Source organism: Acinetobacter sp. AC1-2, from assembly GCF_016124155.1.
In the GTDB taxonomy this organism is placed as follows: domain Bacteria; phylum Pseudomonadota; class Gammaproteobacteria; order Pseudomonadales; family Moraxellaceae; genus Acinetobacter; species Acinetobacter calcoaceticus.
Map to the genome: position 1 here is coordinate 347,399 of NZ_JABFFO010000001.1, position 24,731 is coordinate 372,129.

Here is a 24,731-nt window from a genome sequence, read left to right on the forward strand (position 1 = left end):
AATGTTCAATGAACTTAGGTTGATAAAAATCGATAATTTAAAATAGATAAGGCAACGACAGGCGCAGTTTCTGTGCGTAGGACACGGTCACCAATACACCAATTCATAAAACCAGCTTGATTGGCTTGAGTAATTTCATTTTCACTTAAACCGCCTTCTGGGCCAATCAATAAGGCAAGTTCAGGTTGTATGCCTGCTAATACATCTTTTTGTTCTTTTTCTGGTGCTAAAACAAATTTTGAAGCGGGAAGCTGAGTAGAGCTAAACCATTCACTTAGAGAAATGGGCGCTAACACTTCTGGAACGATATTAAGACCACATTGTTCACAAGCAGCAATTGCAACAGCTTGCCAGTGATCTAATTTTTTGTGATCTCGGTCGTATTTTAAGCGCATTTCACAGCGCTCACTTGTAAGCAACTGAATTTGACTTACTCCAAGTTCAGTGGCTTTCTGAATGGCATAATCCATTCGGTCACCTTTACTCATGACCTGACCCAGAACAGCTTTAAATGGGGCACTACGGTTAGTAGGGTTAAAACTCTCAATCGTGACAAATGCATTTTTTTTATTAATTTCGGTCAGTGTCGCGAGATATTCGCCACCTTGACCATTAAAGAGAGTAGCTTGTTCTTGTAATTGTGCACGTAAAACACGCACCCAATGATGAAATACTGTTTCTGTCAGTTGAATTGTTGAGCCAACTGTAAGTTCAGTTTCGATAAAAAAACGATTCATTGGGTACGCCTTACAAAATTAATTTAAACCAAGATCAACGACGAGTTGACGAGTTGGTTCGACTTGATTCATTGAATAAAAATGTAAGCTTGGTGCACCACCTGCGATCAAGCGTTCACATAGCTTAACAACAACTTCATGACCAAAAGCTTTAATACTCTCACTGTCATCGCCATAGGCTTGTAATTGCTTACGGATCCAGCGAGGAATTTCTGCACCAGTACCATCAGCAAAGCGAATTAAGTTGCTGGCATTGGTAATCGGCATGATGCCAGGAGCTACCGGAATATTAACTCCAGCTTTTTCTAAGCGCTCAATAAAATAAAAGTATGAGTCTGGATTAAAGAAGAATTGAGTAATTCCTGCATTAGCACCAGCTTGTACTTTTTCGATAAAACGTTGGATATCTGAATCAAGGTTCTCAGCTTGAGGGTGCATTTCTGGATAAGCTGCAACTTCAATATGAAAATGATCACCTGAATGCTGACGAATGAAACGTACTAAATCTTGAGCATAAGGAAGTTCGCCAAGTCCGACTTGACCAGACGGTAAATCACCCCGTAAAGCGACAATACGGTTAATGCCTTGAGCTTTATATAAATCTAGTAACTCAGCAATACGCGCTTTATCATCACCAATACAAGAAAGGTGAGGTGCAACTGGTGTACCTTTGCCATTGAAATCATCAATAGCAGCAAGAGTACGTTCGCGAGTAGAACCACCAGCGCCATAAGTAATCGAGAAGAAATCTGGATTTAATGGTTGTAATTCTTGATGAACAATACGAAGTTTTTCAGCACCAGCATCAGTTTTTGGTGGGAAAAATTCAAAAGAAATGGGTATACGTTTAGTCATGTCAAATCCTTGTAAACAGCGAAACAATATTTTTAGAAAAAAGGGCAGTCGGTTCACAGTCTGCCCTTAAGTTCTTAGTATTTGTAAGCGTCAGACTTGAATGGTCCCTCAACAGCAACACCTAAATAGCCAGCTTGCTCTTGAGTTAATTGAGTAAGTACACCACCGAAACCTGCAACCATTGCCGCAGCAACTTCTTCGTCAAGTTTCTTAGGAAGAACTTCTACACGAATTTTTGCAGTTTTTTCGTTTGCAGGAAGGTCAGCAAATTTCTCTTGGAATAAGTGAATTTGACCTAACACTTGGTTAGCAAAAGAACCGTCCATCACACGTGATGGGTGACCAGTTGCATTACCAAGGTTTACAAGGCGACCTTCAGAAAGAAGAATGAGGTAGTTATTTTCATCTTCAGAACGATAAACTTGGTGAACTTGTGGCTTAACTTCTACCCACTTGTAACCACGTAAATAAGCAGTATCAATTTCTGTGTCGAAGTGACCGATGTTACATACAACTGCACCAGCTTTTAAGCTATCTAACATTGCAGCATCACATACGTGGTAGTTACCAGTAGTAGTTACAACAAGGTCAGTGTTGCCAAGTAAGTCTTGGTTAATATCTTCTTTTTTGCCTGTTTGTACGCCGTTTTTGTATGGAGATACAACTTCATAGCCGTCCATACATGCTTGCATTGCACAAATTGGGTCAACTTCAGTTACACGAACGATCATGCCTTCTTGACGTAAAGATTGAGCTGAACCTTTACCAACGTCACCATAACCGATCACAAGCGCACGGCGGCCAGACAAAAGCATGTCAGTTGCGCGTTTGATTGCATCATTTAATGAGTGACGGCAACCATATTTGTTGTCGTTTTTAGACTTAGTAACAGAGTCATTTACGTTGATTGCAGGTACTTTCAAAGAACCGTCTTTCCACATTTCGATAAGACGTTGAACACCTGTTGTGGTTTCTTCGGTAATACCGTGAATACGTTCTAAAAGAGCAGGGTATTTGTCATGAACAAGAGCAGTTAAGTCACCGCCATCATCCAAGATCATGTTGGCATCCCAAGGTTGACCATTAACATTAACTTGTTGTTCTAAACACCAAACATATTCTTCTTCAGTTTCACCTTTCCAAGCGAAAACTGGAATGCCACGAGCAGCAATTGCAGCAGCAGCATGGTCTTGAGTCGAGAAAATGTTACATGATGTCCAACGAACTTCAGCACCTAATTCAACAAGCGTTTCAATAAGAACCGCTGTTTGAATGGTCATGTGGATACAACCAAGAATTTTTGCGCCAGCAAGTGGTTTAGAAGTTGCATAACGTTTACGTAAACCAATTAGAGCTGGCATTTCTGCTTCAGCAAGTTTGATTTCTTTACGACCGTAGTCAGCAAGTGAGATGTCAGCAACTTTATAATCTGTAAATGAAGCATTAACCGCGTTCATCAGGATCTCCTAGGGAAAAAATAGTATGGATCGTTCTGTTCGCGGATGCCGTTGTTGGTTAAAAACGAGCGTTTAACCGATTGTCGAGCCTGGCAAATTGATCTTTAGTGCCGATCACTTGTCGCAGCATCCCTCGACTAGCGAAACATTGTACTTGGAAAAGCTTTTAGTGCCAATCCAGTTTTGTTTATTATCTGCTTAATTACGACTTTAGATTTAAATTATGGCCTTAAATATTCCCGAATCTTTGGCAAACCTCGAAGCGAATAGCGGTGTTTTTGCGGTTTGGATGGTACTTCGGCATCATGGGGTTCAAATTGATATTTCCGAGCTGATTCAAATTTGTCGATATGATGAAGACGGCACCTATACAATTGCCTTGGCTGTTGCTTTAAAGAAATTTGGGTTTGAGGTGTCATTTCATTCGGATAAAGACCCAAATATTAGCCCAAGCGAACGCATGAGTTATAAAGAAGCAAATGTATTAAAAATACCAACGGGCCCAGCGTTAAGCTATCAGGATATTCAAGCTGTAATTCAAAATGGAAAAATGGCGATTGTGTATTACGACACTTTAGAGGGTATCGGAAATCAGTCACTCATTTATTCTATAGATCAAAATGAAATCTGCTTCTTTGATAGTTTTGAACCGATGTCAGCGGCAGTCTTTGAAAAGCAACGTCAAGTAGAAGGGATTTGTAGTCAGGCTATCGTGATTGATGATCGTAATTTTCAAATGCATTCAATCAAATTGAATTAGATAAAAAAGAGCCAGTAGAGTGCTGGCTCATATTAAAGTTATTTTTGTTGATATTCTTGAATCACTTCTAAAGCCGCTCGAAAGGCTTCTTGTGTAGCAGGCGCACCGCAATATGGCAGACTATGCAATAACGTTTCTTGAATTTCTTCAACTGTACAACCATTGTTGAGAGCACCACGAACATGGCCTTTGAGTTCCGTTGGTGACTTAAGTGCAGTTAACATTGCCAAAGTAATTAATGAACGATATTTGCGCGGCAGCACACCTTCACGCTGCCAAGTAGATCCCCATGCATGTTCATTAATCCAGTCTTGCAATGGCTGAGTAAATGGTACGGTATTCTCTTGGGCACGTTTTACAAAAGCTTCTCCCATCACTTCTGTGCGAACTTTTAATCCATTTTCGTAATCTTGCTTAGACATTAATTTCTCCTAAAAATAAAAGCGTCGATTGACGCTTTTATGGCTGTTTATTAATTAATGCGAATCAAAAGTGATTGCAATAGTGAATTAGTGGAGGCATCAGTCACTAAATTTGATGAGGGTTCGATAAAGGAAGATCTTTATTTAAGTGTTCATCAAAAATATCTGTAAGCATGCTGTCGAATCGAATTGCGTTGTATTGCAATAATTGTTGAGCTTCGCTTTCAGAAATAAAACCTTCTTTTGTAGCATGTTCGATATTCTCTTCGAAAGTCAGTCCTTTAAATTTCCCTTTAGATTCAGCCTTTTTAAACTTATCCCAAAGTGGTTCAAGAGTTCGTAAAATTTGGAATGTATGTTCTAAACGACCAGTCACATCATCGGCTTTAGTTGAATAAAATACATGATGTTTAAGCTGCTCTCTGAAAGGATGCTCTTGCATCATAAGTTCAGCGACTTGTTGTTTTAACTCATCATCGGGTTTCGAAATGACGCGACCAAGGGGGAAACAGATCCATTTTACAAATGCTGCTGGAAGTTTAGCTGGAAAGTTTTCAAATAATCCCCAAAACGCTTCCTGAATATTCAAGAAAGCTTTTTGTAGAGCTAATTTAGCGTGAAGTTGTTCGGCTTCAGTTTTTTGTCCAGCTTCATAAAATTTTAAAATCGCAGTAGAAATAAAGAGGTGCGCATGAATATCTGCCAAGCGTCCTGATAACATTTCTTTGCGTTTCAAGTCTCCTGCAAGTAAGCCAAGCGCCATATCTGCAACTAAAGCAAAGTTGGCACTAAAACGGTTAATCGTCTTATAGTAACTGGCAGTAAATTGATCTACTGATTGAGGAGCATCGCTTGAACCACCTGTCCAACCGTAAGCAAAGGATTTTGCTCCGCGGTTAAAGGTATAGGCTAAATGTTTAAATAACAGATCATCGAATTTTTTGACTGAAGTGCTTTTATCTTCAGACTGAAGTAGTTGCAACTCTTCAAAAAGGTAAGGGTGACAACGCATTGAACCTTGTCCAAAAATCATCAATGAACGAGTTAAAATATTTGCGCCTTCGACTGTAATTGCAATTGGAATTGCTTGATAGGTGAGTGCAAGAAAGTTGCGTGGCCCAAGTTGAATTGCACGTCCTCCGGCAATATCCATTCCGTGATTAACCACTTTGCGCATCGTTTCAGTGGCATAGTATTTTGCCATGGCGGTCATCACGGCGGGTGTTCCACCTTGATTTAGACCACACGTAACTAAATAACGGAATGCTTCAAGCATGTAGGCATCGCTGGCAATTTCACTGGTTGCCTCTTGTACGCCTTCAAATTTACCTACTGAAATATTAAATTGCTGGCGAATTTTTGCAAAAGCACCAACGGTTAAATAGCTCATTTCACCGGCAGCGGTTGCTAGGGCTGGAAGTGAAATACCACGACCAACTCCTAAGCATTCCATCAGCATGCGCCAGCCTTTACCGGCATTTTCTTGCCCACCAATAATCCAGTCAATTGGAATAAAAACATCTTCTCCTTCTACTGTTCCATTCATAAATGGAGAACCTGGAAAATGACGTGCTCCTATTTTTACGCCTGCATGACTTGCAGGAATTAATGCACAGGTAATACCGTATTCTGTTTTATTTTTATCGCCAAGTAGACCTTCTGGATCATAAAGTTTAAATGCGAGGCCAACAACGGTGGCAATCGGAGCAAGTGTAATCCAGCGTTTAGAGAAATTCATGCGAAGGCCAAGTACTTGAGAACCTTCATATTCGCCGTAACAGACAACCCCTGAATCTGGAATTGCACCTGCATCTGATCCAGCTTCTGGACTGGTTAAACCAAAACATGGAATCTCTTCACCTTTGGCAAGACCGGGTAAGTATTGTTGTTTTTGAGCATCGGTACCGTAGTGCATGAGTAGCTCACCCGGTCCTAATGAGTTTGGAACCATACAACTCACCGCGGTGGTGAGTGAGCGTGAAGCAATTTTGCTCATAATACGACTTTGTGCGAATGAGCTAAATTCTTTACCACCAAAAGACTTTGGAATAATGAGGCCTAAAAAACCTTTATCTTTAATAAATTGCCAAACTTCAGGAGGAAGATCTTTTAAGTGATGATGAATTTCCCATTCATTGAGCATGCTACAAAGTAGTTCAACTTCATTGTCTATAAAGCTTTGCTCTTCTTCTGACAACGTTGGGTAGGGATACTTTTCAAATTGAGACCAATCAGGTGCTCCCATGAATAACTCTTTTTCCCACCAACTGGTACCAGCCTCTAAAGCCTCTTGTTCTGTGGTACTAATGCTCGGCATTGAATTCGCTAAAGTCTTATAGGCTGGCTTGGTAATCAGGTTAAATCGTAATGGCTCAACTAAAATAATGATGCTGAGCGCAATAATTGGAATACCTAAAAGCAGAGACCATGGTGTTAGCAAGAATGCCGAAAGTATGGCAATAATAATGGCCACACCGCTACCAAGAACTTTATTTAAGTTAAAAAAGAAAATTGCCCATACTGCAATAAGCTGAATAATAATACTTAATATAAAGAGTAGGAAAATCATACTTGCTCCTTTCTAGCTAAGCCCTCAAGTGGGTGAAGTTACAAAAGCGAGGAGATATTTAAGGCTTAACTAGCTATTTTGTTGCTGTTTAAATTTGAGTTTTTATGTCGCAAATATTGATGTATATGCTAGAGCAGGGATATATCGTACTTTTAGGTATAAGATATTTTTGAGTGAAAGTGTAAGGGGTTATTTTATTGATTTGTCAAGAAATGTTATTGATTTTCTTATACAAATAAAAAGCCCTCTAATACAGAGGGCCTTTTATAGATATTTAATTTATTAAGCTTCGACGACCTGAACAGCAATTTTCTTAGCAGGGTCTACTTTACGACGAACTTCTGGTACTGGTTCACCATGGTATTGACGATCAGCAAAGTAACTTGAACGAACCATTGGTGCAGACCAAATATTTCTAAAACCAAGTTTGCGGCCATGCTCTGCATAACGTTCAAACTCTTCTGGTGTTACAAAGCGGTCAATTGGTGCGTGTTGTTTAGAAGGCTGTAAATATTGACCAATAGTGACATAGTCAACATCGTGAGCGCGTAAGTCATCAAGTAATGCAATGACTTCTTCTTCAGTTTCACCAATACCCACCATCAAACCACATTTTGTTGGGATGTCAGGGCAATATTCTTTAAACATTTTGAGTAAGGTTAAAGAATGTTGATAATCTGAACCTGGACGCATTGCTTTATATAGACGAGGTACAGTCTCAATGTTGTGGTTAAATACGTCTGGCGGACATTCAGTCATAATGCGTAAAGCAATATCCATACGTCCACGGAAGTCAGGTACTAAAATCTCAAGCAATGTAGTTGGACTAAGCGCACGAGCTTCTTTAATACAGTCCACAAAGTGTTGTGCACCGCCGTCAAGCAAGTCATCACGGTCAACAGAAGTAATTACTGCGTACTTGAGTTTCAGATTGGAAATGGTTTCTGCCATGTGACGAGGTTCGTCAGCATCTAACGCATTTGGACGACCATGTGCAACATCACAGAAAGGGCAACGGCGTGTACAAATATCACCCATGATCATGAATGTTGCCGTACCGCCACCAAAACATTCTGGGAGGTTAGGACAAGCTGCTTCTTCACAAACGGTATGGAGTTTTTGAGCACGTAAAGTCGTTTTAATACGCTGAACTTCTTCTGGTGCCGTCATCTTGACACGAATCCAGTCAGGTTTACGCGGCACTTCAACCGTAGGTACAACTTTTACAGGAATTCTTGCGACTTTTTCTGCGCCACGAAGTTTTACACCCTGTTCAGGTTTACGGTGTTCTGACATATTTAACTTTTCCACTCGTTTATAGAGACATTGACATTGTATTATAGCGAAGTTCTTCAGTTAATAGCGGAAAATAACTATTCATATAATAAATGTGGTTATTCAGAAATATAGGGTTGAGAAATACATAAATTCACCGCATATTAGTCATAATCTATTATAAAATATGGTCATTCAAGAGAGGAAGGAGCTTTCAATGCCACGTAAAAAAGAGGTCGTTAGTGGGAATTTCGTTAAATACGATGCGGTAGTTCTCGGTTCTGGACCTGCAGGTGAAGGCGCGGCAATGAAGCTTGCAAAAGCTGGTAAGCGTGTTGCAATTGTAGATGTGCGTGATCAACTCGGTGGTAACTGTGCACATGTAGGAACAATTCCAAGTAAAGCATTACGTCAAACAGTTTCTAGTATTATCCGCTATCAGCGTGATCCAATGTTTCAAAAAGTAGGTGAATGGAAACAGTTCACCATGAAACAGGTTTTGCGTAATGCACATAAAGTGATTCAACAACAGGTTGATACACATACACGTTTTTATGATCGTAACAAGATCGGTGTATTCCACGGGCGTGCATATATTCAAGATAAAAATACAGTTTTAGTTTTTAGCCATGAAGGCATTAAAGAAACAATTATTTGTAAACAAGTTGTGATTGCTACAGGTAGTCGTCCTTATCATCCGCAAGGTCTCGACTTTGATCATCCTCGCGTATTTGATTCAGATAAAATTCTTGATCTTGATTACTCAATTCAAAAGATCATTATTTACGGCGCAGGTGTTATTGGCTGTGAATATGCCTCAATCTTTATTGGTTTAGACCATAAAGTTGACTTGATTAACACTCAGCAAAAACTACTAAGCTATTTAGATGATGAAATTGCTGATGCTTTGTCTTATCACTTGCGTGAACAAGGTGTATTGATTCGTCACAATGAACAAATGGATCATCTTGAAACGTTTGATGACCACGTTGTTCTACATTTACAAAGTGGTAAAAAGATTAAAGCCGATGCCATTCTTTGGTGTAATGGCCGTTCAGGTAATACAGAAGGCTTAGGCCTTGAGAATGTTGGGTTAGTACCAAATAGCCGTGGTCAACTTTCAGTAAATGATCAGTACCAAACTGAAGTTGAAAATATCTATGCTGCTGGTGACGTGATTGGTTGGCCTTCATTAGCTTCGGCTGCTTATGACCAAGGGCGCTGTGCTGGCGCAAACATGAGTGGTGAAGATGCTAAACCGGTACGAGACATCCCAACTGGTATCTATACCATTCCGGAAATCTCATCAATTGGTAAAAATGAGCAGGAATTAACGGAAGAAAAAATTCCGTATGAAGTGGGCCAAGCATCTTTCCGTCATTTAGCTCGTGCACAAATTACGGGTGATACAGTGGGTGAGTTAAAAATTCTTTTCCACCGCGACACTATGGAAATTTTAGGTATTCACTGTTTCGGTAATAACGCTGCTGAAATTATCCACATTGGGCAAGCAGTTATGCACAGCCCAAATAATACCTTGAAATATTTTGTTGAAACGACATTTAACTATCCAACAATGGCTGAAGCATATCGCGTAGCTGCGCTCAATGGTATGAATCGCTTGTTTTGATTTTAAATAGGTTTTCAATAAAAAAGCCCGCAAATCTGCGGGCTTTTTTATTTGCATTAGATCATACGATTTTTATATTTTTATGACAGTTCTGAAAAGTGATTTACGTGCTTTATATTTTAGTGGGCACAAAACGCTTGGTTAAAATATTCAAATAAATCTGGTGTTTGTTTCCATAAAATTATAGAAAGCACCAAAAGCGCAGCTATGATTAAAGTCATAATTGTTTTCAAAAGTAAGGCATTATGCGTCATGAATAACTGCCTCCTCATTAACAAAGAAGTGTACGATTACCCCTAGTATACTTAAGGCTATAGAACATAGCCAAATCGCATTGTAATTACCTGTTAAGTCATGGTTAACGCCGCCAAGCCATCCACCAAAGAAAGAACCGACTTGGTGGGTGAAAAACACAATACCACTCAGCATCGATAGATATTTTACCCCAAACATATTTGCCACAATGCCATTTGTGAGCGGAACTGTAGAGAGCCATAAAAGGCCCATAATGACGCCAAAAGCATATACTGTATAAGTGCTTAAAGGTAATAGTAAAAAGGCAATGATCGCGATGCCACGGCTGCCGTAAAGTGCCATTAATAATTTAGGCTTTGAGAAACGATCTCCTAACCAACCGGCACCGTAAGTTCCTACTACGTTAAATAGCCCCACCAATGCCAGAAATACAGTGCCAGTAGCCGCGTCAAATCCGTGATCGATTAAATAACCTGGCAAGTGAACGCCTAAGAAGACAACTTGGAATCCACAAACTAAAAAGCCTAAAGCTAACCACCAGAAGGGCTTATGTTTTCTGGCAATGTTAAGCACTTGTTTAAATGTGAGTTGAGGCTGAGCAATTGCTTTTGGTGTTTGATTGCTTGACCCTTTTAACATAAGCGCTAGCGGAATAATAAAAGCAATTAATAGCGCACTCACCATTAGGGCTGCTGACCATCCCACTGTTTTAAGTAAGAGCAGGGTAGATGGCAACATAATGAACTGACCAAAAGATCCGGCAGCACTCGCAATACCCATTGCCATGCTTCTTTTTTCTGGTGGAGCAGCTCGACCTACTGCACTGAGTAAAACCGTAAATGAGGTTGCTGATAAAGCTAAACCAATGATAAGACCTAGACTTAAATTTAAGATTAATACGCTTGAACTAAAAGCCATTAAGAGTAAGCCGAGGGTATAAAGTAGCCCACCAATAGCGACCACAATTTTACTACCATATTTGTCTGCGATTGCGCCGGTAAAAGGTTGAACGACTCCCCAGATCAGGTTTTGCATAGCAATAGCAAGGCTAAAAACATGTTGCCCCCAACCAAACTCATGACTCATCGGTACTAGATAGAGTCCGAAACCATGTCTGACTCCTAGAGAAAGAGCTAGAATAATTGCACTGCCAATCAACATATAGATGAGGGGCTGAGAAAATTGATTGCCAGTTTTAGTCATGATTAATGGAAAATTATAATAATGTGATGATTTATTGTAGAAGATATATCGAGTAATATCGATATGTTTAGAGAGAATATTTAAGGTGGGCTAAAGAGCTAGTAAGGTTGTATTGCTTTGTGAAAAAAAGAGAAGAAGCAGAGCCTATTTGATCTCTGCTTCTTATAAACAATAAAATTAAGCTGCGGAATTGCGTTCAAGTAATGCTTGTTCAAAAAGAACTTGTTCTTTTTCTTTATGTTCGGTGGTGAAGCGAATTAAAATTACGCTACAGCCTGCGACCATAACCAGACCACCTAAAATAAACAGGCAAGTTTGAACATCAAGCAATCCTTTGAGTAAGAAACCAGCTGCGACAGCACCCACGTTACCACCTGCACCAATAATTCCTGCAACGCCGCCTAATGCATTACGGTCAATAAATGGTACGAGTGCATAAGTTGCACCACAAGCCATATGCGTAAACAGTGCAAAAATGGTCATAGAAATGATTGCGAGAGCAACAGCATTCATTTGTGAGAAGAGTATTAAGAATAAACCTTCACCTAAGATCATGAGTACGAGCACTTTTGTACGACCATCTAATCCTTTTTTGAGCGCTACTTTATCGGAGATGATCCCGCCAAGTGCACGAGCAAATAATGCCAGCAAACCAAAGATTCCTGCAGTTAAACCTGCGGTTTTCAAATCCATTTTGAACTGATCAACATAGTACATTGCTGCAACGTTATGAATAAAAATCTCAATACCGAAACTTGCGCCATACGCTAAAAATAAAATCCAGACACGATAGTTACGAGCGGCTTGCATTAAAATTGCCGTACCACCTTTTTTACCACTACCCACCTCAATACCTTGTGCGCGGACTTCTTTAAAGTTTCCTTGAGGACAATCTTGAGTTAATTTCCAGTAAAGGATGCCAACAATAACCATCATTACGCCAGGTACAATTAATGCCACACGCCATCCCATGGCTTGCTCAACACCAAACATCACAATTGCACCGAGCAATAAAGGCATTAAGGCTTGCGTTGCACCACCGCCAGCATTTCCCCAACCAGCCGCCGCTGCATTTGCTGTGCCTACAATGTTAGGAGCAAACATAATGCTTGTATGGTATTGGGTAATTACGAAGCTTGCGCCAATTGCGCCAATGAGTAAGCGAAAGAACAGAAAAGATTCATAACTATTGGCAGCAGCTACACCAAATACTGGAATACTGCCAACTAATAGGAGGGTGGTGTACGTAATGCGTGGACCATATTTATCGCAGAGTGGTCCGACAATAAGCCGAACTAAAATCGTAATGGCAACAGCAGCAATATTAATATTGGCAATTTGGTCTTTTGTTAATCCAAACTCACCTTTAATAACGGGCATTAATGGTGCACACGCAAACCATGCGAAGAAACATACAAAGAAAGCGAGCCATGTCATGTGGAAGGCACGCATTGCTGGAGTTGAAAAACTGAATAATTTAATCTCAGTTGCTTTTTTTGCATCTAGATTTACATTTGAAGACATACGCCGTCCCCCTGAACTGAACGAAATTTAATTTGCATGGCAATAAGTTGCCTATCTGCAGACCGATCAGAGCGGACATCGTTGGCCGTCTTGGTTTATTCATTGAATCAGCGTTGATTCATCATGCAGTGAATAAAGCAAAGGGCGTGCCAAAAAATGAATTTTACTAAAAAGGAAAAATTACTTTCTAATTTTATTAAGTTAGTTTGTGAAGATAAAAATAATTAAAAAAAGAAGATCGAAACGAGGGGAGGGCTATAAGAGTATAGGGAGTTAGTTTTATCTGTTGTGTTTATAAAAAATGCTCATTTTTTTAGCATTTTGATTTAAAAAGAAGCAATTTTTAGGCGGAATAGATTGAAAGAAAGCTATAAAAACGTGCGTAAGTTTTTATAGCTTTACATAAAACAAAAGTTAGAAGCGGTAACCAATACCGGCATAACCTAAAATCGGGTTAATTTCGATATCTGCTTTTGCATTAATTAATTCACCATATTTGGCGTCGCTCACTGTAATGGTCGTATCTGTTTTTAAGTGAGCATAAGAGACAGAACCTACAGCGTACCATTTGTCATTAAAGTCATAAGTAAAGCCTGCGGTTGCAACAGGTGCAATTGCATCAGAAGCTTCAAGCTTTACTTCAGGGTTACCAGAGCTTTTTAAATGATCAAGAGCTGCACCTGCTTTACCATCTTTAATATTGACAATCATATGACCAGCATTGACTAAATCTTTCTCAATCTCCGGGTTCATTTCTAATTCGCTAAAATAGGCATACATCACACCTAGACCTACATAAGGTCTAAATTTATTTACGCCAGTTTTGCCGAAATGGTATTGAAACTCAAAGGCTGGTGTCCAAGCGCGTGCTGAAGCGGCGCTGCCATGTCCTTCAAGGTCTGTAATAAAAATTTGTTTTTCTAAATCAATTGAAGGTAAGCCAATTCCTCCAATTACAGGAAGTTCAATTGATGGATGAGCTTGAGCTTTTAGTGGAGCATAAATTTTACCTTTACCCTGTAAGTCTACTTTTGGAGGTACTCCTGCCTTTATTTCTAATGAAAAATTATCTGTAAAGAAATAATTGGTCATAATCCCTAAAGTTGTAACATCATCCGCTTCCAAGCCCGTACCTGGATTATCCCATTGGTCTAAACCATAAATATTCGCATTACCACTTAATTCAGCAGGTAATGTTTTTTTTCCAAGTTTATCTAAAAAGTCTATAAAGAATGTAGATAGGTTTGGATCCATATCCTTAGACATACTGTCTTTAACAGTTTTAATTGAAACATCGCCAACTTTTGCTTGTTCACCTTTTTTAACTGAGGTATTAACAAAAAAAGGTTGAGCTTTTCCTGTAGGCTTGACATATAAGGGACCAGCAGAGACTGAAAAACGTTTGAAGCCATCACCATCTTTTAAACTAAAATATGGAGAAGCGGCTGAGGTGACTGTTGGCAGAGCAAAAAAGGCAGCTGTCATACAAAATAATGACTTTTTCATCATAAAAGGACTCCATGTCCGGCATTTGTTTACTGATTTTTATTGAGCCAACCATACCGTGTTTTATAAAAATGATTGTTTATTAAAAATTAATAATTGTAATTTTATTGAAATAATTGTTTATATTTAGCAATATTTATTAATTAAAAATACATAATAAATAATAAAAGGCTACATAAAGTAGCCTTTTATTAAATGTAGTTAAATGATTAGTTGAAGCGAGATAAGTCTTCTTCAGGGCGTGCAGTTAAAACTTCAATGCCCGTTTGAGTCACTAAAATAGTATGTTCATATTGAGCTGAAAGTTTATGGTCTTTCGTTACAACAGTCCATTTGTCGCCTAACAGTTTAGTTTGCCATACGCCTGCATTTACCATAGGTTCAATGGTAAAAGTCATACCTGCTTCCAGACGCATACCGGTACCGGCTTGACCATAATGTAATACTTGAGGTTCATCATGGAAAACAGTTCCAATACCGTGACCACAATATTCACGCACTACACTAAAACGTTCTGATTCGACATATTTCTGGATTGCATGGCCAATATCACCTAAATATGAACCATCTTTAACAGTTGCCATACCTCGGTACATGGCTTCTTGAGCAACCTTGCATAGACGGTTAGCTAAAATAGAAGTTTCGCCACCAATGACATACATCATATTGGTATCACCGTGATAGCCATCTTTAATAACAGTTACGTCAATATTCAGGATGTCACCATTTTTTAAGATTTTATTTTCAGAGGGAATACCATGGCAGACAATATGGTTAACCGAAGTACAAATAGAGTGCTGAAAAGCAGGGCGTCCAGGAGCGCCACCATAGCCGACACAGGCAGGAATAGCATGCTGTACATTTTCAATGTGGTTACGGCAAATGGTATCAAGTTCAAGTGTACTTACACCTGCCTTAATATAGGGCTTGATCATCTCTAGAACTTCAGCCGCCAGTCGTCCTGCAATGCGCATTTTTTCAATTTCATCTGGAGTTTTAATTAATCGACGTGGAGCTGTATAAGTACTGTTCATGATCTCTAAAAACTTTTGGTAATTTACAAGTGTCTATGGTATAAATAGCCGCCCATTTTATCAAATGCTTTTCGTGAATATCTTTTACGAACAATTTTGATAGATGGGGTAAAAAATCCGCACATATATCGTCACATTACTCTGGGTGCCTGTAAAAGGGTGGAGAATGCGGATATATGGAGGCCTAACCCAAAATTTAAGGTAAAGAAAATGGCAGATTACAACGTAAGCATGCGCGACCTTCTTCAAGCAGGCGCGCACTTTGGTCACCAAACTCGTTTCTGGAACCCAAAAATGCGTCAATACATTTTTGGCGCGCGCAACAAAATTCACATCATCAACCTTGAGCACACAGTTCCTGCGTTAAATGATGCTTTGAACTTCGCTAACCAATTAGCAAGCAAAAAGAACAAAGTTTTGTTCGTTGGTACAAAACGTGCTGCTTCTAACATCATCCGTGAACAAGCGCAACGTGCGGGTCAACCATATGTTGATCACCGTTGGTTAGGTGGTATGTTGACGAACTGGAAAACTCTTCGCCAATCTATCAACCGTTTAAAAGATCTTCAAACTCAATCTCAAGATGGTACTTTTGCTAAGCTTACTAAACGTGAAGCTTTAGAGCGTACTCGTGAGATGGAAAAACTTGAACGTGCTTTAGGCGGCGTTAAAAACATGGGTGGTTTACCTGACGCATTATTCGTAATTGACGTAGATCACGAATCAATTGCGATTAAAGAAGCTAAAAACCTTGGTATTCCAGTAATCGGTATCGTTGATACAAACTCTAACCCAGACAACGTAGACTACGTTATTCCTGGTAATGACGATGCAATCCGTGCGGTTACACTTTATGCTTCTGCTATGGCTGATGCGATTCTTGCTGGTAAAGAATATGCTCAATCACAAGCAAATGCACAAGCTAAAGGCGAAGAAGCTGCTAAAGAAGCTCCAGAGGCTTAATGCGTTTTGACGCAGGCTTGTCATTTTTGCGACATGTAATGGTGGCAAATTAAGCGTCGAGAGTGCAAACGGCCCAGAGTTTCTTTGGGCCGTTTTTGTTGAAAAGATTTATTTTTCTACCGTATTTAGGAGAACAACATGACTGCAGTTACTGCGAGCATGGTAAAAGAATTACGTGACCGTACTGGTCTTGCAATGATGGAATGCAAAAAAGCATTAACAGAATCTAATGGTGATGTTGAATTAGCGATTGATAACCTTCGTAAATCAGGTCAAGCAAAAGCTGCTAAAAAAGCAGGTAACATTGCTGCTGACGGTGCAATCACAATCGTTCAAGAAGGCAATAAAGCGATTCTTTTAGAAGTAAACTGTCAAACTGACTTCGTTGCTAAAGACGAAAACTTTGCTGGTTTCTCTGCTAAAGTTGCTGCTGCTGCACTTGCTGCAAATGAAACTGATGCGACTAAAATTGCTGAATTGAAACTTGAAGATGGTGCTACTGTTGAAGAAGCACGTATTGCTCTTGTTCAAAAAATCGGTGAAAACATCCAAGTTCGTCGCGCGAAAATCGTTGAAGGCGAAAGCTTGGCTATCTACAAACACGGTTTAAAAATCGGTGTTGTAGTTTCTTATACAGGTGATGCTGATACTGGTAAAGGTATTGCAATGCACGTTGCTGCATTCAACCCAGTTGCTGTAAATGCTGAAGCTGTTCCTGCTGACCTTATCGCTAAAGAAAAAGAAATTGCTGAAGCGAAAGCGTTAGAATCTGGCAAACCAGCTAATATCGTTGAAAAAATGGTAACTGGTTCTGTTGATAAATATTTGAACGAAGTTGCTCTTGATCGTCAAATGTATGTAATCGACAACGACAAAAAAGTTGCTGATGTATTAAAAGCAACTGGTACTACTGTTGCTAACTTCGTACGTTTCGAAGTTGGTGAAGGTATCGAGAAGAAAGTAGAACTTAGCTTTGCTGAAGAAGTTGCTGCTGCTCAAGCTGCTGCGAAGTAATTCGTATCACGATAAAAAAAGCCCCTTTGGGGCTTTTTTTATCTCGACTAAAATGAGGGCTTAGAATGATAAATAAAAAAAATCTTAGTATTGGCAGTGTCATTATTTTATTGGTTGCTGGATATTTTGGTCTGGATTTATCTGGGCATAAGCAAAATCAATCGCCATCATCAACCATACCCGAAGCTCGGCATACAGAAACTACATTACCAAGTAATGGAGTCGATAACATAAAAGCTGCTCATGAGCAGAGACAAAGTAATGTTCAAGTGCAGGGAAGTGGTCGGGTCAAAGCAATTTTAAGAGATGATAATGATGGGTCGAGACACCAGAAATTTATTCTTGTTTTAAAAAATGGCCTTTCAATTTTGGTCGCACATAATATTGATTTAGCCCCTAAAATTCCTAATTTAAAAAAAGGTGATGTGATAGAGTTTTATGGCGAATATGAATACAACCCTAAAGGTGGTGTATTACACTGGACTCATCGTGATCCACAAAGTCGTCATGAAAGCGGTTGGCTCAAACATGATGGGCAAATCTATCAATAAAGCCGAATAAACAAATAAAGAGATTGTTTTTATAGAGCAATTTTATTCTATTCAGTTTCTTAAAACATGCTATGGTTTTTTTATTGAATAGATGAGACGTATTTATGCAGCGGGAGCAAGCCGATTATCTGCATGTGCGAGAGCTGGGCGGTTTAGAGTTATTAAAAGCACATTATCACCAAACGCAATTTTCGAAGCATACTCATGAAGGGTATTGTATTGGTGTGATTGAAGAGGGCGCACAGTCTTTTTTTAGGACAGGTCAGCTACATGTAGCTCCCAAAGGCGATATTATTTTAGTAAATGCTGACGAAATTCATACGGGTTCATCTGCTGTTGAGTCGGGTTGGCGATATCGGGCGATTTATCCCACACCTGAAATGTTGGCAGAAGTCAGTCAAGATTTTTTTGAAAATCCGCATGGTGCTCCATGGTTTCCTCAAGCTGTGATTCGTGACCTAGGTTTAGCGCAACAACTTTGTTTACTCTTTGATTTATTAGAACAAAAAGATAATTTCTTACTCAAAGAAACGATGTATTTATCGACTTTAGCCTGTCTAATGAAGCGACATAGTAAATCAAATCAGACTTTTTGTGAGTTGCCAGAGGCATATTCAAAAATATTAAGAGTTAAAGAGTTGTTGGTAGAAATGCCTGAAACGAATTTTTCTTTGCAAGATCTGGCTGACATGGTGGGCTTGAGTGCATGGCATTTCTTAAGACAATTTAAAAAATATGTGGGCTTGCCACCTCATGCTTGGCTTGTTCAAGCGCGCTTACAAAAAGCAAGACAATTATTAAAACAGGGTGACCAAATTGCGATGGTGGCACAGCAGTGTGGCTTTTCTGATCAAAGCCATTTTAATCGCCACTTTAAAAAAGCAATGGGAGTGACACCAACTCAATATGTAGCTAGTCTAAATAACTAAATTATTAAAAATTTATTTACAGCAATTTTATTCAATATAAGTCGGCTCTCATCAAGCATTTTATAGAGATGCTTCTTATATTGGATTCTATATATGAATATTCAGCTTAATCAGTCGGTTGAGTTTCCAAAAAATAAGCCATCCTATCTTTTTTTGCGCGGTGCAATGGATATTTTACCGTTGTCAATTTCTGTTATTCCATGGGCAATTTTAGCAGGCTCTATGGCAATTCATGCAGGTTTATCTTTTTATAAGGCGCTTGCGATGTCAGGAATTGTCTTTGCTGGAGCAGCGCAATTAGTTAGCTTAAGCATGGTAATGGAAGGTGCATCCACTTTTACAATTTATGTGACGATTTTCTTTTTAACAGCTCAGCATTTTATTTATGCATTAACTTTAAGAAATAACATTTCTATTTTGCCTCTTTCGAAACGATTAAGTTTGGGTTTTTTATTAACAGATGAATTATTTGCGGTGTGTGCATCCGGTGAAAAAAGGCAGCCAGAATATCTGTTGGGTGCAGGCCTATCTTTTTATTTATTCTGGGTAGTGTTTAGCTTGGTAGGAATACTTTTAGCAACAGTGATTCCTGATTTATTAAATTATCATTTAGATTTTTCAATTGTGGCTATTTTTGTTGCCATGATAGTGCCGTTATGTAAGGGGTTGCCTGTACTTGCTGGTGTACTAATGACTTGTTTTAGTGGATTTTTCTTTAAATTTTATCAAGTTGAAGGGGCGATTTTACTTTCAGGATTACTAGGGATGTTGGTTGCTGTATTAACTGAAAAAATAGAGAAGGAGCGATAATATGTCTTGGTTCATGATTTTAGGCTTGGCAGCAATCGTCTTTTTTAATCGTTATTATTTTTTAGAGCCTAACGTTAAAATTAAATTGCCTCTTATTATGAATAAGATGCTTAATTATTCTGCTCCCTGTTTATTAACAGCAATTTGTATTCCGGTTGTTTTTTTTGATGGCGATAATTTAAAAGGAGTTTTAGATAATTCTTATATTTATGCAGCAATCTTTTGTATTGTAATTTCCATTTATCTAAAAAGAGTACTTTTAAGTGTTATCGCTAGTTTAGTTTTTTTCTATTTTATAAATTTTCTAATAAATCAGTAAAATGTAAAAAGCTGAATCGAGATGATCCAGCTTTAATTTAATCATTAGGAAAGAGCGTGTTTTTGTCTGCTTTTCCATTTAGGAAAGATTTTTCCTAGATAGGCATCCATGCACCAAACTGGTCCAATCAGTAGAAATTGTAAATCTTTAAAGAAAGATGGCTTTTTGCCCTCGATTTTATGGCCATAAAACTGTCCGACCCAAGCAACTACAAAAATAGCTATATAAAATCCTACTCCTACAGGTAGGGTGTAAATAAGCCACGCCATAACCACCAGTAAAGCAGCCATTGCAACAGCAAGTACGAGATCTAAACGTGCATAAAATACGAGAGTCAGTACAAGTAATAGAGCTGTGAGTAAAGCGCTGAAATGGGCAATGATTCCAATAATAGAAAATAAAATGGCAGGAACGCAGAGCCAGTGAATTTGTTTGTTTGTTGGGTTTTGATGGCTTTCGCTATATTCATCAAACCATTCTGTAATGGATTTCATTAATGGCACACTCCTTGTTTTAGCTTTGATTTATTTTTTCTGAGTATATTTTATCCTGTTCTTAAGGTGAGCGACAAGAAACCGGTATTATTCAACTATAGGAACTTGGCAATAAAGATTTAAAAAAGAACATGAGAAAAACGTAATGTCTGGGTGATAGAAAAAGTACTCAATGTAACGTTGGGAATGATGCAATATTTCAGAATATTTTTTATAGGTTGCTAGATGATGAAATCATCAAAAAAAGTGTGATTTTGAGATAGGTGGGAAAATTACATGAAAAAGCTCTACTTATCTACTCTAAAAACGCCATAATTAGCCTTAATTTTATAAAAATGGTACTAGGGTAGCGGAAATTTAATAAAGTCGCTCTAAACGCAATTTAGAAGCAAAATAAGCTTGGGTAAGATAAGTATACTTTTTTGTGTAAAAAATATTCAAATTTAAGGGTGGAGAAGGGCTAAAAAAGATAATTTTTTAAACCTAAGTTAGAAATTATTTTTATAGTTTAAAACATAAAAAAGCCGCAGAAAAAATTGCGGCTTTTTACATGAACTCTAGAGGCTATAACTTATGAAGTTGGACCATCAACACGTTCAATATTTACTTTTGCAGTTCCAGCATTGGTAATGCCAAGACGTTTAGCTGCACCGTATGATAGGTCAAGTACACGATTGCCATGGAAAGGACCACGGTCATTTACTTTTACAACCACGCTTTTACCATTGTCTTTGTTGGTTACTCGGATGTAACAGTTCAATGGTAGGCTACGGTGAGCAGCAGTGAGAGCATTCATATCGAATGTTTCACCATTTGCTGTTTTACGACCATGGAATTGACGACCATACCATGAAGCCATGCCAGTTTGGCTAAACTTACGAACAGTGTTTGAAGCTACTGTGTTAAGTTTTTCAATCACTGAAGGCTCATCTTCAGGGATTTCAATTTTTGCTGCGATAGCTTGACGACGAATTTGGTCGCCAGAACGTTCAGTGATTGAAAGACTGTTAATGTTAGAAAAACGAGAATTAAAATTTTGAGTATCTTTACTCAATACACGAGCTGCTAAATTAGAGCCATCTACATCATTATTTAATGATGAAGATTGCACCATTTCAGCGTGCAATGGGGCTATGCTTAAACTAGCCGTCAGTGCAAGAACGTATTTCAGCGATAACTGCATTTGTATAAACTCCTGAGAACATGTACTTTTTTCTTTCAGCGATTGACTGAAATTTAAAGTGAACATGTCTGATTATTCACTTTTGCAATTGCTACATTGGGGTGGATAATATTCATCGCTTACGGAGAGTGTCTAGTCTTTAACGAGAAATCGTTACAAAAAGGGCAAAAACTTACAGTTCTGGGTTAAAAAATAATCAAAATTGTAACAAAATATTAAATTTGTGCGTATTGTGATCTATTTAATAAAAATATTTATTGACTTTTACATAGCTCATAAAAAAGCTAGCCTATCGGCTAGCCACTTCAGTGCCTAATAACCATACAGCAGTCGCATACATACGGCTCTTATTATAGGTCGTAATCACTTGAAAATTCGGGTAAGTTAAATAGTAAATCGGACCATTATAGTCTTGTAATTGAATAACATTCACCATATCTAGATCATCAATTTTAACTAAAGGATTTAATGGTGAGATACCTAGTGTCTTTAATGCACCATATGGAAAAGGCTGAGTTAAATCTTTAGCAATAATACTTTCCGGATTTGACCCCGTGTAACGCGCCATAAACCCGATAGGTTGATCGCGTTGCCATCCTTGTTTTGCTAAGTAGTTTGCGATTGAACCGATTGCATCTTCTGCAGAGTTTCTTAAATCGATATGTCCATTACCGTCATAATCGACACCATATTTACTAATATTGCTCGGCATAAATTGTGGATAGCCAATTGCACCTGCGTAGGAACCTACAATACTATTTGTTGGGTAACCTTCTTTATAAGTCCATGCAATAAGAGCTGCTAACTCATCGCCAAAATATTCAGCACGGCGAGGGTAGCCAAAAGCAAGTGTGGCTAAGGCATCACGTGTAATAAAAGAACCTTTATTAGCACCATAACCTGTCTCAACACCCAAAATGCCCAAAATGACAGCTTGAGATACACCATATTGTTGTTCAGCACGATTTAAAGCATCTGCATATTGGTTTTTGAAACGGACGCCACGTTGAATTGTCCCTTCAACCAAAAACATAGAACGATAGTCATACCAAGGTTTGCTTTCCCCTGGACGAGTCATAATATTTAGAATGTTTGGTAAATTTTTTGCACCACTCATGGCTGCATCAACTTGATCGCCACTTAACCCATAAGCGCTCATCGTTTTTTGTTTAAAATTTACATAATCAGGATGTGTTGCAAAATCGTTGGCCTGAGCGAAGTGACTTGTACTGATTAAACCAGTACACAAAGCAAGCATTTTTAAAGTTTTATTTAAGTGTTGAGACAACATATCGTTTTAAAATTCCAGATTATCGATGTGTATGAATGGACATGACTAAACCAAAGGTGGCCATTAAAGTAATAATAGCTGTTCCACCATAACTCATAAAAGGTAAAGGAACACCTACTACAGGTAAAATACCACTGACCATTCCCGCATTTACAAATACATAAACAAAAAAAGACAAACCAAAGGCGCCAGCAACTAAACGTCCATAGTTATGGAAGCTTTGTAAGCCGATTTGGAATGTTCTAAAAATAATAGCAAAATAAAGAATAACTAAAATAAGTACACCGATGAGCCCAAATTCTTCGGAATACGCGGCAATAATAAAGTCGGTATGACCTTCGGGTAAAAAGTGCAAATGTGATTGGGTACCTTCAAGAAATCCTTTACCTGAAAAACCACCAGAACCAATCGCAGTTTTAGATTGAATAATATTCCAACCTGTACCGAGTGCATCCGCCTCTGGGTCAAGCAACGTTAAAACCCTTTGACGTTGATAGTCGTGTAAAAGAAATTCCCACGCAATCGGAATGATGACCGCAGCGCACGCTCCTGCGGCACCGATCATACGCCATGATAGTCCACTTAAAAATAAAACAAATATGCCACTTGCTAGCACTAACACTGATGTCCCTAAATCGGGTTGTTCTGCAATTAGTAAAAAAGGAATACCAATTAACATTAAGGATAAAATAACTTGTGAAAAGCTAGGGGGAAGGGGTTTACGTGCTAAAAACCATGCAACCATCATGGGCATGCCGATTTTCATGAACTCACTGGGTTGGACACTTCCGAAACCGGGAATATCAATCCAGCGCTGAGCACCCATTCGGACTTCGCCAAACACCATGACTGCCACAAGTGAAAATAAGCCAAACAAATAAAAATATGGAGAAAAAGCTTGATAGACCTTGGGCGGAATTTGGGCTAGACCAAACATAACTATAAAGCCAATACCAAAACTCATGGCTTGTTTACTTACTAACCCCACATCCTGTGCAGAAGCACTATATAGTACGGTTAAACCTAATAAAGCATTTAAGAGCAGAAATAGGCATAACCAAGGGTCAACATGGAGCTGTTGCCACTTTGACGGTTGCATAGCGGTGCTAAGACCATCTCGAGGAGCTTGGCGTAAAAATTTATATTGTGGGCTAGGAGACATGCGGTGTTAACTAAGGTCAATCAGTGCTTGGCGCATGCTAACATAAACGTGGTGAATGGCAATGTATATCAATATTTTGCAATAAAAAAACCTAGCTCTCGCTAGGTTTCCGATAGTCTATTTTTTATTAGTTAAAGAATAAACCATCATGATATTCAGCCATCGCTTTAAGTTCAGTGCGATTTAAGCTTGGAATCAGTTTGTCGATTGCAATGTGAACAGCTTTTGTTACGGCTGCTGCACCAATATCTGCTGCTTTACGTTTGATCATACCGAGGTCTAATGTTTTATTAAAATCAGACATGAAGTGTTTGATCATCGTATCGCCGAACTGTTTATATAACTCAGCTAAAGCAGCTTTATTAATGTCATTTCCTGCTTCAAGCTCAGTAAAGTTATGCTTAAGGTTAGTCACTAAACCTGCATCTAAATTTACGCCTACTTTGTATTGACCTTGTGGGTCTTTAAATAAGCTTTTTTCAGAGAACTCAACTGATTGTTTAACTACATCGTTAGGTGCTTTGCTTAACAGTTGCTTTAAAAGGACAGCAACGGTTGATTTGACATAACCTGCTAGTTTTTCGGCAGTATCGCGCTTTTCACTTGCAGGAAAATGCTGAACTAACTGAATCAAGACATTATCAATAATTTCTTCATTAAGTTGTAAAGCAATCTTATCGCGAAGTGGATATAAAGGTTCACTAGAATTTTTATTCGCAATTCCAGTCTGCATATCGTTCAATAAGCCTTCAGAAGGGGTAAAACCAAAAAACGGCATGGTATATCCT

Annotated in this window: 24 protein-coding genes; 8 read left to right on the forward strand and 16 right to left on the reverse strand. The window is 38.7% G+C overall.

Going from position 1 to position 24,731, the window contains the following annotated elements:
* Nucleotides 1–14 precede the first annotated feature (14 nt).
* From HL290_RS01555 to ahcY, 3 genes are all read right to left on the reverse strand, one after another.
* On the reverse strand, nt 15–737 hold the full coding sequence (locus tag HL290_RS01555) for a 16S rRNA (uracil(1498)-N(3))-methyltransferase (protein ID WP_198495393.1): 723 nt from the start codon (nt 735–737) through the stop codon (nt 15–17).
* A gap of 18 nt (nt 738–755) precedes the next feature.
* Nucleotides 756–1,592 carry a methylenetetrahydrofolate reductase [NAD(P)H] gene (gene metF, locus HL290_RS01560; protein WP_004643512.1) on the reverse strand — a complete coding sequence of 279 codons (837 nt, stop codon included), beginning with the start codon at nt 1,590–1,592 and terminating at the stop codon, nt 756–758.
* 74 nt (nt 1,593–1,666) lie between these two features.
* Nucleotides 1,667–3,049 carry an adenosylhomocysteinase gene (ahcY, locus tag HL290_RS01565; protein WP_198495394.1) on the reverse strand — a complete coding sequence of 461 codons (1,383 nt, stop codon included), beginning with the start codon at nt 3,047–3,049 and terminating at the stop codon, nt 1,667–1,669.
* Between the two features lie 223 nt (nt 3,050–3,272).
* Here ahcY and HL290_RS01570 point away from each other — a divergent pair, with 223 nt between their 5' ends.
* Nucleotides 3,273–3,809, forward strand: a complete 537-nt coding sequence (locus HL290_RS01570) for a cysteine peptidase family C39 domain-containing protein (RefSeq protein ID WP_198495395.1) — start codon at nt 3,273–3,275, stop codon at nt 3,807–3,809.
* Nucleotides 3,810–3,847: 38 nt separating this feature from the next.
* Here the strand turns inward: HL290_RS01570 and HL290_RS01575 are convergent, their stop codons facing one another.
* The 3 genes from HL290_RS01575 to lipA form a co-directional block, all read right to left on the reverse strand.
* The gene (locus HL290_RS01575) at nt 3,848–4,231 is read right to left on the reverse strand and encodes a carboxymuconolactone decarboxylase family protein (protein WP_000043120.1); all 384 of its coding nucleotides are present in this window, start codon (nt 4,229–4,231) and stop codon (nt 3,848–3,850) included.
* A gap of 106 nt (nt 4,232–4,337) precedes the next feature.
* Nucleotides 4,338–6,800 (reverse strand): acyl-CoA dehydrogenase, encoded by a 2,463-nt coding sequence (locus HL290_RS01580; RefSeq protein ID WP_198495396.1) that lies wholly within the window; start codon nt 6,798–6,800, stop codon nt 4,338–4,340.
* Nucleotides 6,801–7,082: 282 nt separating this feature from the next.
* Nucleotides 7,083–8,096: a lipoyl synthase gene (gene lipA, locus HL290_RS01585; protein WP_003650609.1), complete on the reverse strand. Its 1,014-nt coding sequence runs from the start codon at nt 8,094–8,096 to the stop codon at nt 7,083–7,085.
* Between the two features lie 196 nt (nt 8,097–8,292).
* On the opposite strand from lipA, the gene sthA reads away from it, so the two are divergent.
* Nucleotides 8,293–9,705 carry a Si-specific NAD(P)(+) transhydrogenase gene (gene sthA, locus HL290_RS01590; protein WP_003650611.1) on the forward strand — a complete coding sequence of 471 codons (1,413 nt, stop codon included), beginning with the start codon at nt 8,293–8,295 and terminating at the stop codon, nt 9,703–9,705.
* A gap of 119 nt (nt 9,706–9,824) precedes the next feature.
* Here sthA and HL290_RS18755 read toward each other — a convergent pair whose 3' ends face one another.
* The 5 genes from HL290_RS18755 to map form a co-directional block, all read right to left on the reverse strand.
* Complete coding sequence (locus HL290_RS18755; RefSeq protein WP_265091534.1) at nt 9,825–9,959, reverse strand: hypothetical protein; 135 nt, start codon at nt 9,957–9,959, stop codon at nt 9,825–9,827.
* The gene (locus HL290_RS01595) at nt 9,949–11,163 is read right to left on the reverse strand and encodes an MFS transporter (RefSeq protein ID WP_198495397.1); all 1,215 of its coding nucleotides are present in this window, start codon (nt 11,161–11,163) and stop codon (nt 9,949–9,951) included. The genes HL290_RS18755 and HL290_RS01595 overlap by 11 nt, the downstream gene beginning before the upstream one ends.
* 177 nt (nt 11,164–11,340) lie before the next feature.
* Entirely contained in the window at nt 11,341–12,687 is a 1,347-nt protein-coding gene (locus tag HL290_RS01600) for an MFS transporter (protein ID WP_198495398.1), read from the reverse strand.
* Nucleotides 12,688–13,101: 414 nt separating this feature from the next.
* Nucleotides 13,102–14,196 carry an OmpW/AlkL family protein gene (locus HL290_RS01605; protein ID WP_198495399.1) on the reverse strand — a complete coding sequence of 365 codons (1,095 nt, stop codon included), beginning with the start codon at nt 14,194–14,196 and terminating at the stop codon, nt 13,102–13,104.
* A gap of 206 nt (nt 14,197–14,402) precedes the next feature.
* Complete coding sequence (gene map, locus HL290_RS01610; RefSeq protein ID WP_198495400.1) at nt 14,403–15,227, reverse strand: type I methionyl aminopeptidase; 825 nt, start codon at nt 15,225–15,227, stop codon at nt 14,403–14,405.
* 210 nt (nt 15,228–15,437) lie between these two features.
* Between map and rpsB the strand changes: the two genes are divergently transcribed.
* The 6 genes from rpsB to HL290_RS01640 all read left to right on the forward strand — a co-directional run bounded on the left by rpsB (nt 15,438) and on the right by HL290_RS01640 (nt 19,813).
* On the forward strand, nt 15,438–16,190 hold the full coding sequence (gene rpsB / locus HL290_RS01615) for a 30S ribosomal protein S2 (protein WP_003650626.1): 753 nt from the start codon (nt 15,438–15,440) through the stop codon (nt 16,188–16,190).
* 138 nt (nt 16,191–16,328) lie between these two features.
* Nucleotides 16,329–17,204, forward strand: coding sequence for a translation elongation factor Ts (tsf, locus tag HL290_RS01620; RefSeq protein WP_003650628.1), 876 nt, complete (start codon nt 16,329–16,331; stop codon nt 17,202–17,204).
* Nucleotides 17,205–17,269: 65 nt separating this feature from the next.
* Entirely contained in the window at nt 17,270–17,755 is a 486-nt protein-coding gene (locus HL290_RS01625) for a DUF3465 domain-containing protein (RefSeq protein WP_198495401.1), read from the forward strand.
* A 104-nt stretch (nt 17,756–17,859) separates the two neighbouring features.
* Nucleotides 17,860–18,684: a helix-turn-helix transcriptional regulator gene (locus tag HL290_RS01630; protein WP_198495402.1), complete on the forward strand. Its 825-nt coding sequence runs from the start codon at nt 17,860–17,862 to the stop codon at nt 18,682–18,684.
* 93 nt (nt 18,685–18,777) lie between these two features.
* On the forward strand, nt 18,778–19,494 hold the full coding sequence (locus HL290_RS01635) for an AzlC family ABC transporter permease (protein WP_198495403.1): 717 nt from the start codon (nt 18,778–18,780) through the stop codon (nt 19,492–19,494).
* A 1-nt stretch (nt 19,495) separates the two neighbouring features.
* Nucleotides 19,496–19,813 carry an AzlD domain-containing protein gene (locus tag HL290_RS01640; protein WP_005046064.1) on the forward strand — a complete coding sequence of 106 codons (318 nt, stop codon included), beginning with the start codon at nt 19,496–19,498 and terminating at the stop codon, nt 19,811–19,813.
* A 44-nt stretch (nt 19,814–19,857) separates the two neighbouring features.
* On the opposite strand, the gene HL290_RS01645 is transcribed toward HL290_RS01640, so the two are convergent.
* The 5 genes from HL290_RS01645 to HL290_RS01665 form a co-directional block, all read right to left on the reverse strand.
* Nucleotides 19,858–20,307 carry a DUF962 domain-containing protein gene (locus tag HL290_RS01645; protein ID WP_198495404.1) on the reverse strand — a complete coding sequence of 150 codons (450 nt, stop codon included), beginning with the start codon at nt 20,305–20,307 and terminating at the stop codon, nt 19,858–19,860.
* Between the two features lie 571 nt (nt 20,308–20,878).
* Nucleotides 20,879–21,490 (reverse strand): septal ring lytic transglycosylase RlpA family protein, encoded by a 612-nt coding sequence (locus tag HL290_RS01650; RefSeq protein ID WP_198495405.1) that lies wholly within the window; start codon nt 21,488–21,490, stop codon nt 20,879–20,881.
* Nucleotides 21,491–21,779: 289 nt separating this feature from the next.
* Complete coding sequence (mltB, locus tag HL290_RS01655; RefSeq protein ID WP_092706268.1) at nt 21,780–22,781, reverse strand: lytic murein transglycosylase B; 1,002 nt, start codon at nt 22,779–22,781, stop codon at nt 21,780–21,782.
* A 19-nt stretch (nt 22,782–22,800) separates the two neighbouring features.
* Nucleotides 22,801–23,943, reverse strand: coding sequence for a rod shape-determining protein RodA (gene rodA / locus HL290_RS01660; protein WP_198495406.1), 1,143 nt, complete (start codon nt 23,941–23,943; stop codon nt 22,801–22,803).
* Between the two features lie 127 nt (nt 23,944–24,070).
* Entirely contained in the window at nt 24,071–24,721 is a 651-nt protein-coding gene (locus HL290_RS01665) for a hypothetical protein (RefSeq protein WP_005039200.1), read from the reverse strand.
* Nucleotides 24,722–24,731 lie beyond the last annotated feature (10 nt).

What these genes read in the sequence shown, in the direction of transcription:
- tsf (WP_003650628.1), top strand. Translation starts at nt 16,329, where the DNA reads ATGACTGCAGTTACTGCGAGCATGGTAAAAGAATTACGTGACCGTACT.
- HL290_RS01665 (WP_005039200.1), bottom strand. Translation starts at nt 24,721, where the DNA reads ATGCCGTTTTTTGGTTTTACCCCTTCTGAAGGCTTATTGAACGATATG.
- HL290_RS01625 (WP_198495401.1), top strand. Translation starts at nt 17,270, where the DNA reads ATGATAAATAAAAAAAATCTTAGTATTGGCAGTGTCATTATTTTATTG.
- sthA (WP_003650611.1), top strand. Translation starts at nt 8,293, where the DNA reads ATGCCACGTAAAAAAGAGGTCGTTAGTGGGAATTTCGTTAAATACGAT.
- rpsB (WP_003650626.1), top strand. Translation starts at nt 15,438, where the DNA reads ATGGCAGATTACAACGTAAGCATGCGCGACCTTCTTCAAGCAGGCGCG.
- HL290_RS01570 (WP_198495395.1), top strand. Translation starts at nt 3,273, where the DNA reads ATGGCCTTAAATATTCCCGAATCTTTGGCAAACCTCGAAGCGAATAGC.
- rodA (WP_198495406.1), bottom strand. Translation starts at nt 23,943, where the DNA reads ATGTCTCCTAGCCCACAATATAAATTTTTACGCCAAGCTCCTCGAGAT.
- HL290_RS01595 (WP_198495397.1), bottom strand. Translation starts at nt 11,163, where the DNA reads ATGACTAAAACTGGCAATCAATTTTCTCAGCCCCTCATCTATATGTTG.
- HL290_RS01650 (WP_198495405.1), bottom strand. Translation starts at nt 21,490, where the DNA reads ATGCAGTTATCGCTGAAATACGTTCTTGCACTGACGGCTAGTTTAAGC.
- HL290_RS01580 (WP_198495396.1), bottom strand. Translation starts at nt 6,800, where the DNA reads ATGATTTTCCTACTCTTTATATTAAGTATTATTATTCAGCTTATTGCA.
- HL290_RS01575 (WP_000043120.1), bottom strand. Translation starts at nt 4,231, where the DNA reads ATGTCTAAGCAAGATTACGAAAATGGATTAAAAGTTCGCACAGAAGTG.
- HL290_RS01635 (WP_198495403.1), top strand. Translation starts at nt 18,778, where the DNA reads ATGAATATTCAGCTTAATCAGTCGGTTGAGTTTCCAAAAAATAAGCCA.
- HL290_RS18755 (WP_265091534.1), bottom strand. Translation starts at nt 9,959, where the DNA reads ATGACGCATAATGCCTTACTTTTGAAAACAATTATGACTTTAATCATA.
- map (WP_198495400.1), bottom strand. Translation starts at nt 15,227, where the DNA reads ATGAACAGTACTTATACAGCTCCACGTCGATTAATTAAAACTCCAGAT.
- HL290_RS01645 (WP_198495404.1), bottom strand. Translation starts at nt 20,307, where the DNA reads ATGAAATCCATTACAGAATGGTTTGATGAATATAGCGAAAGCCATCAA.
- lipA (WP_003650609.1), bottom strand. Translation starts at nt 8,096, where the DNA reads ATGTCAGAACACCGTAAACCTGAACAGGGTGTAAAACTTCGTGGCGCA.
- HL290_RS01600 (WP_198495398.1), bottom strand. Translation starts at nt 12,687, where the DNA reads ATGTCTTCAAATGTAAATCTAGATGCAAAAAAAGCAACTGAGATTAAA.
- HL290_RS01605 (WP_198495399.1), bottom strand. Translation starts at nt 14,196, where the DNA reads ATGATGAAAAAGTCATTATTTTGTATGACAGCTGCCTTTTTTGCTCTG.
- ahcY (WP_198495394.1), bottom strand. Translation starts at nt 3,049, where the DNA reads ATGAACGCGGTTAATGCTTCATTTACAGATTATAAAGTTGCTGACATC.
- metF (WP_004643512.1), bottom strand. Translation starts at nt 1,592, where the DNA reads ATGACTAAACGTATACCCATTTCTTTTGAATTTTTCCCACCAAAAACT.
- mltB (WP_092706268.1), bottom strand. Translation starts at nt 22,781, where the DNA reads ATGTTGTCTCAACACTTAAATAAAACTTTAAAAATGCTTGCTTTGTGT.
- HL290_RS01555 (WP_198495393.1), bottom strand. Translation starts at nt 737, where the DNA reads ATGAATCGTTTTTTTATCGAAACTGAACTTACAGTTGGCTCAACAATT.
- HL290_RS01630 (WP_198495402.1), top strand. Translation starts at nt 17,860, where the DNA reads ATGCAGCGGGAGCAAGCCGATTATCTGCATGTGCGAGAGCTGGGCGGT.
- HL290_RS01640 (WP_005046064.1), top strand. Translation starts at nt 19,496, where the DNA reads ATGTCTTGGTTCATGATTTTAGGCTTGGCAGCAATCGTCTTTTTTAAT.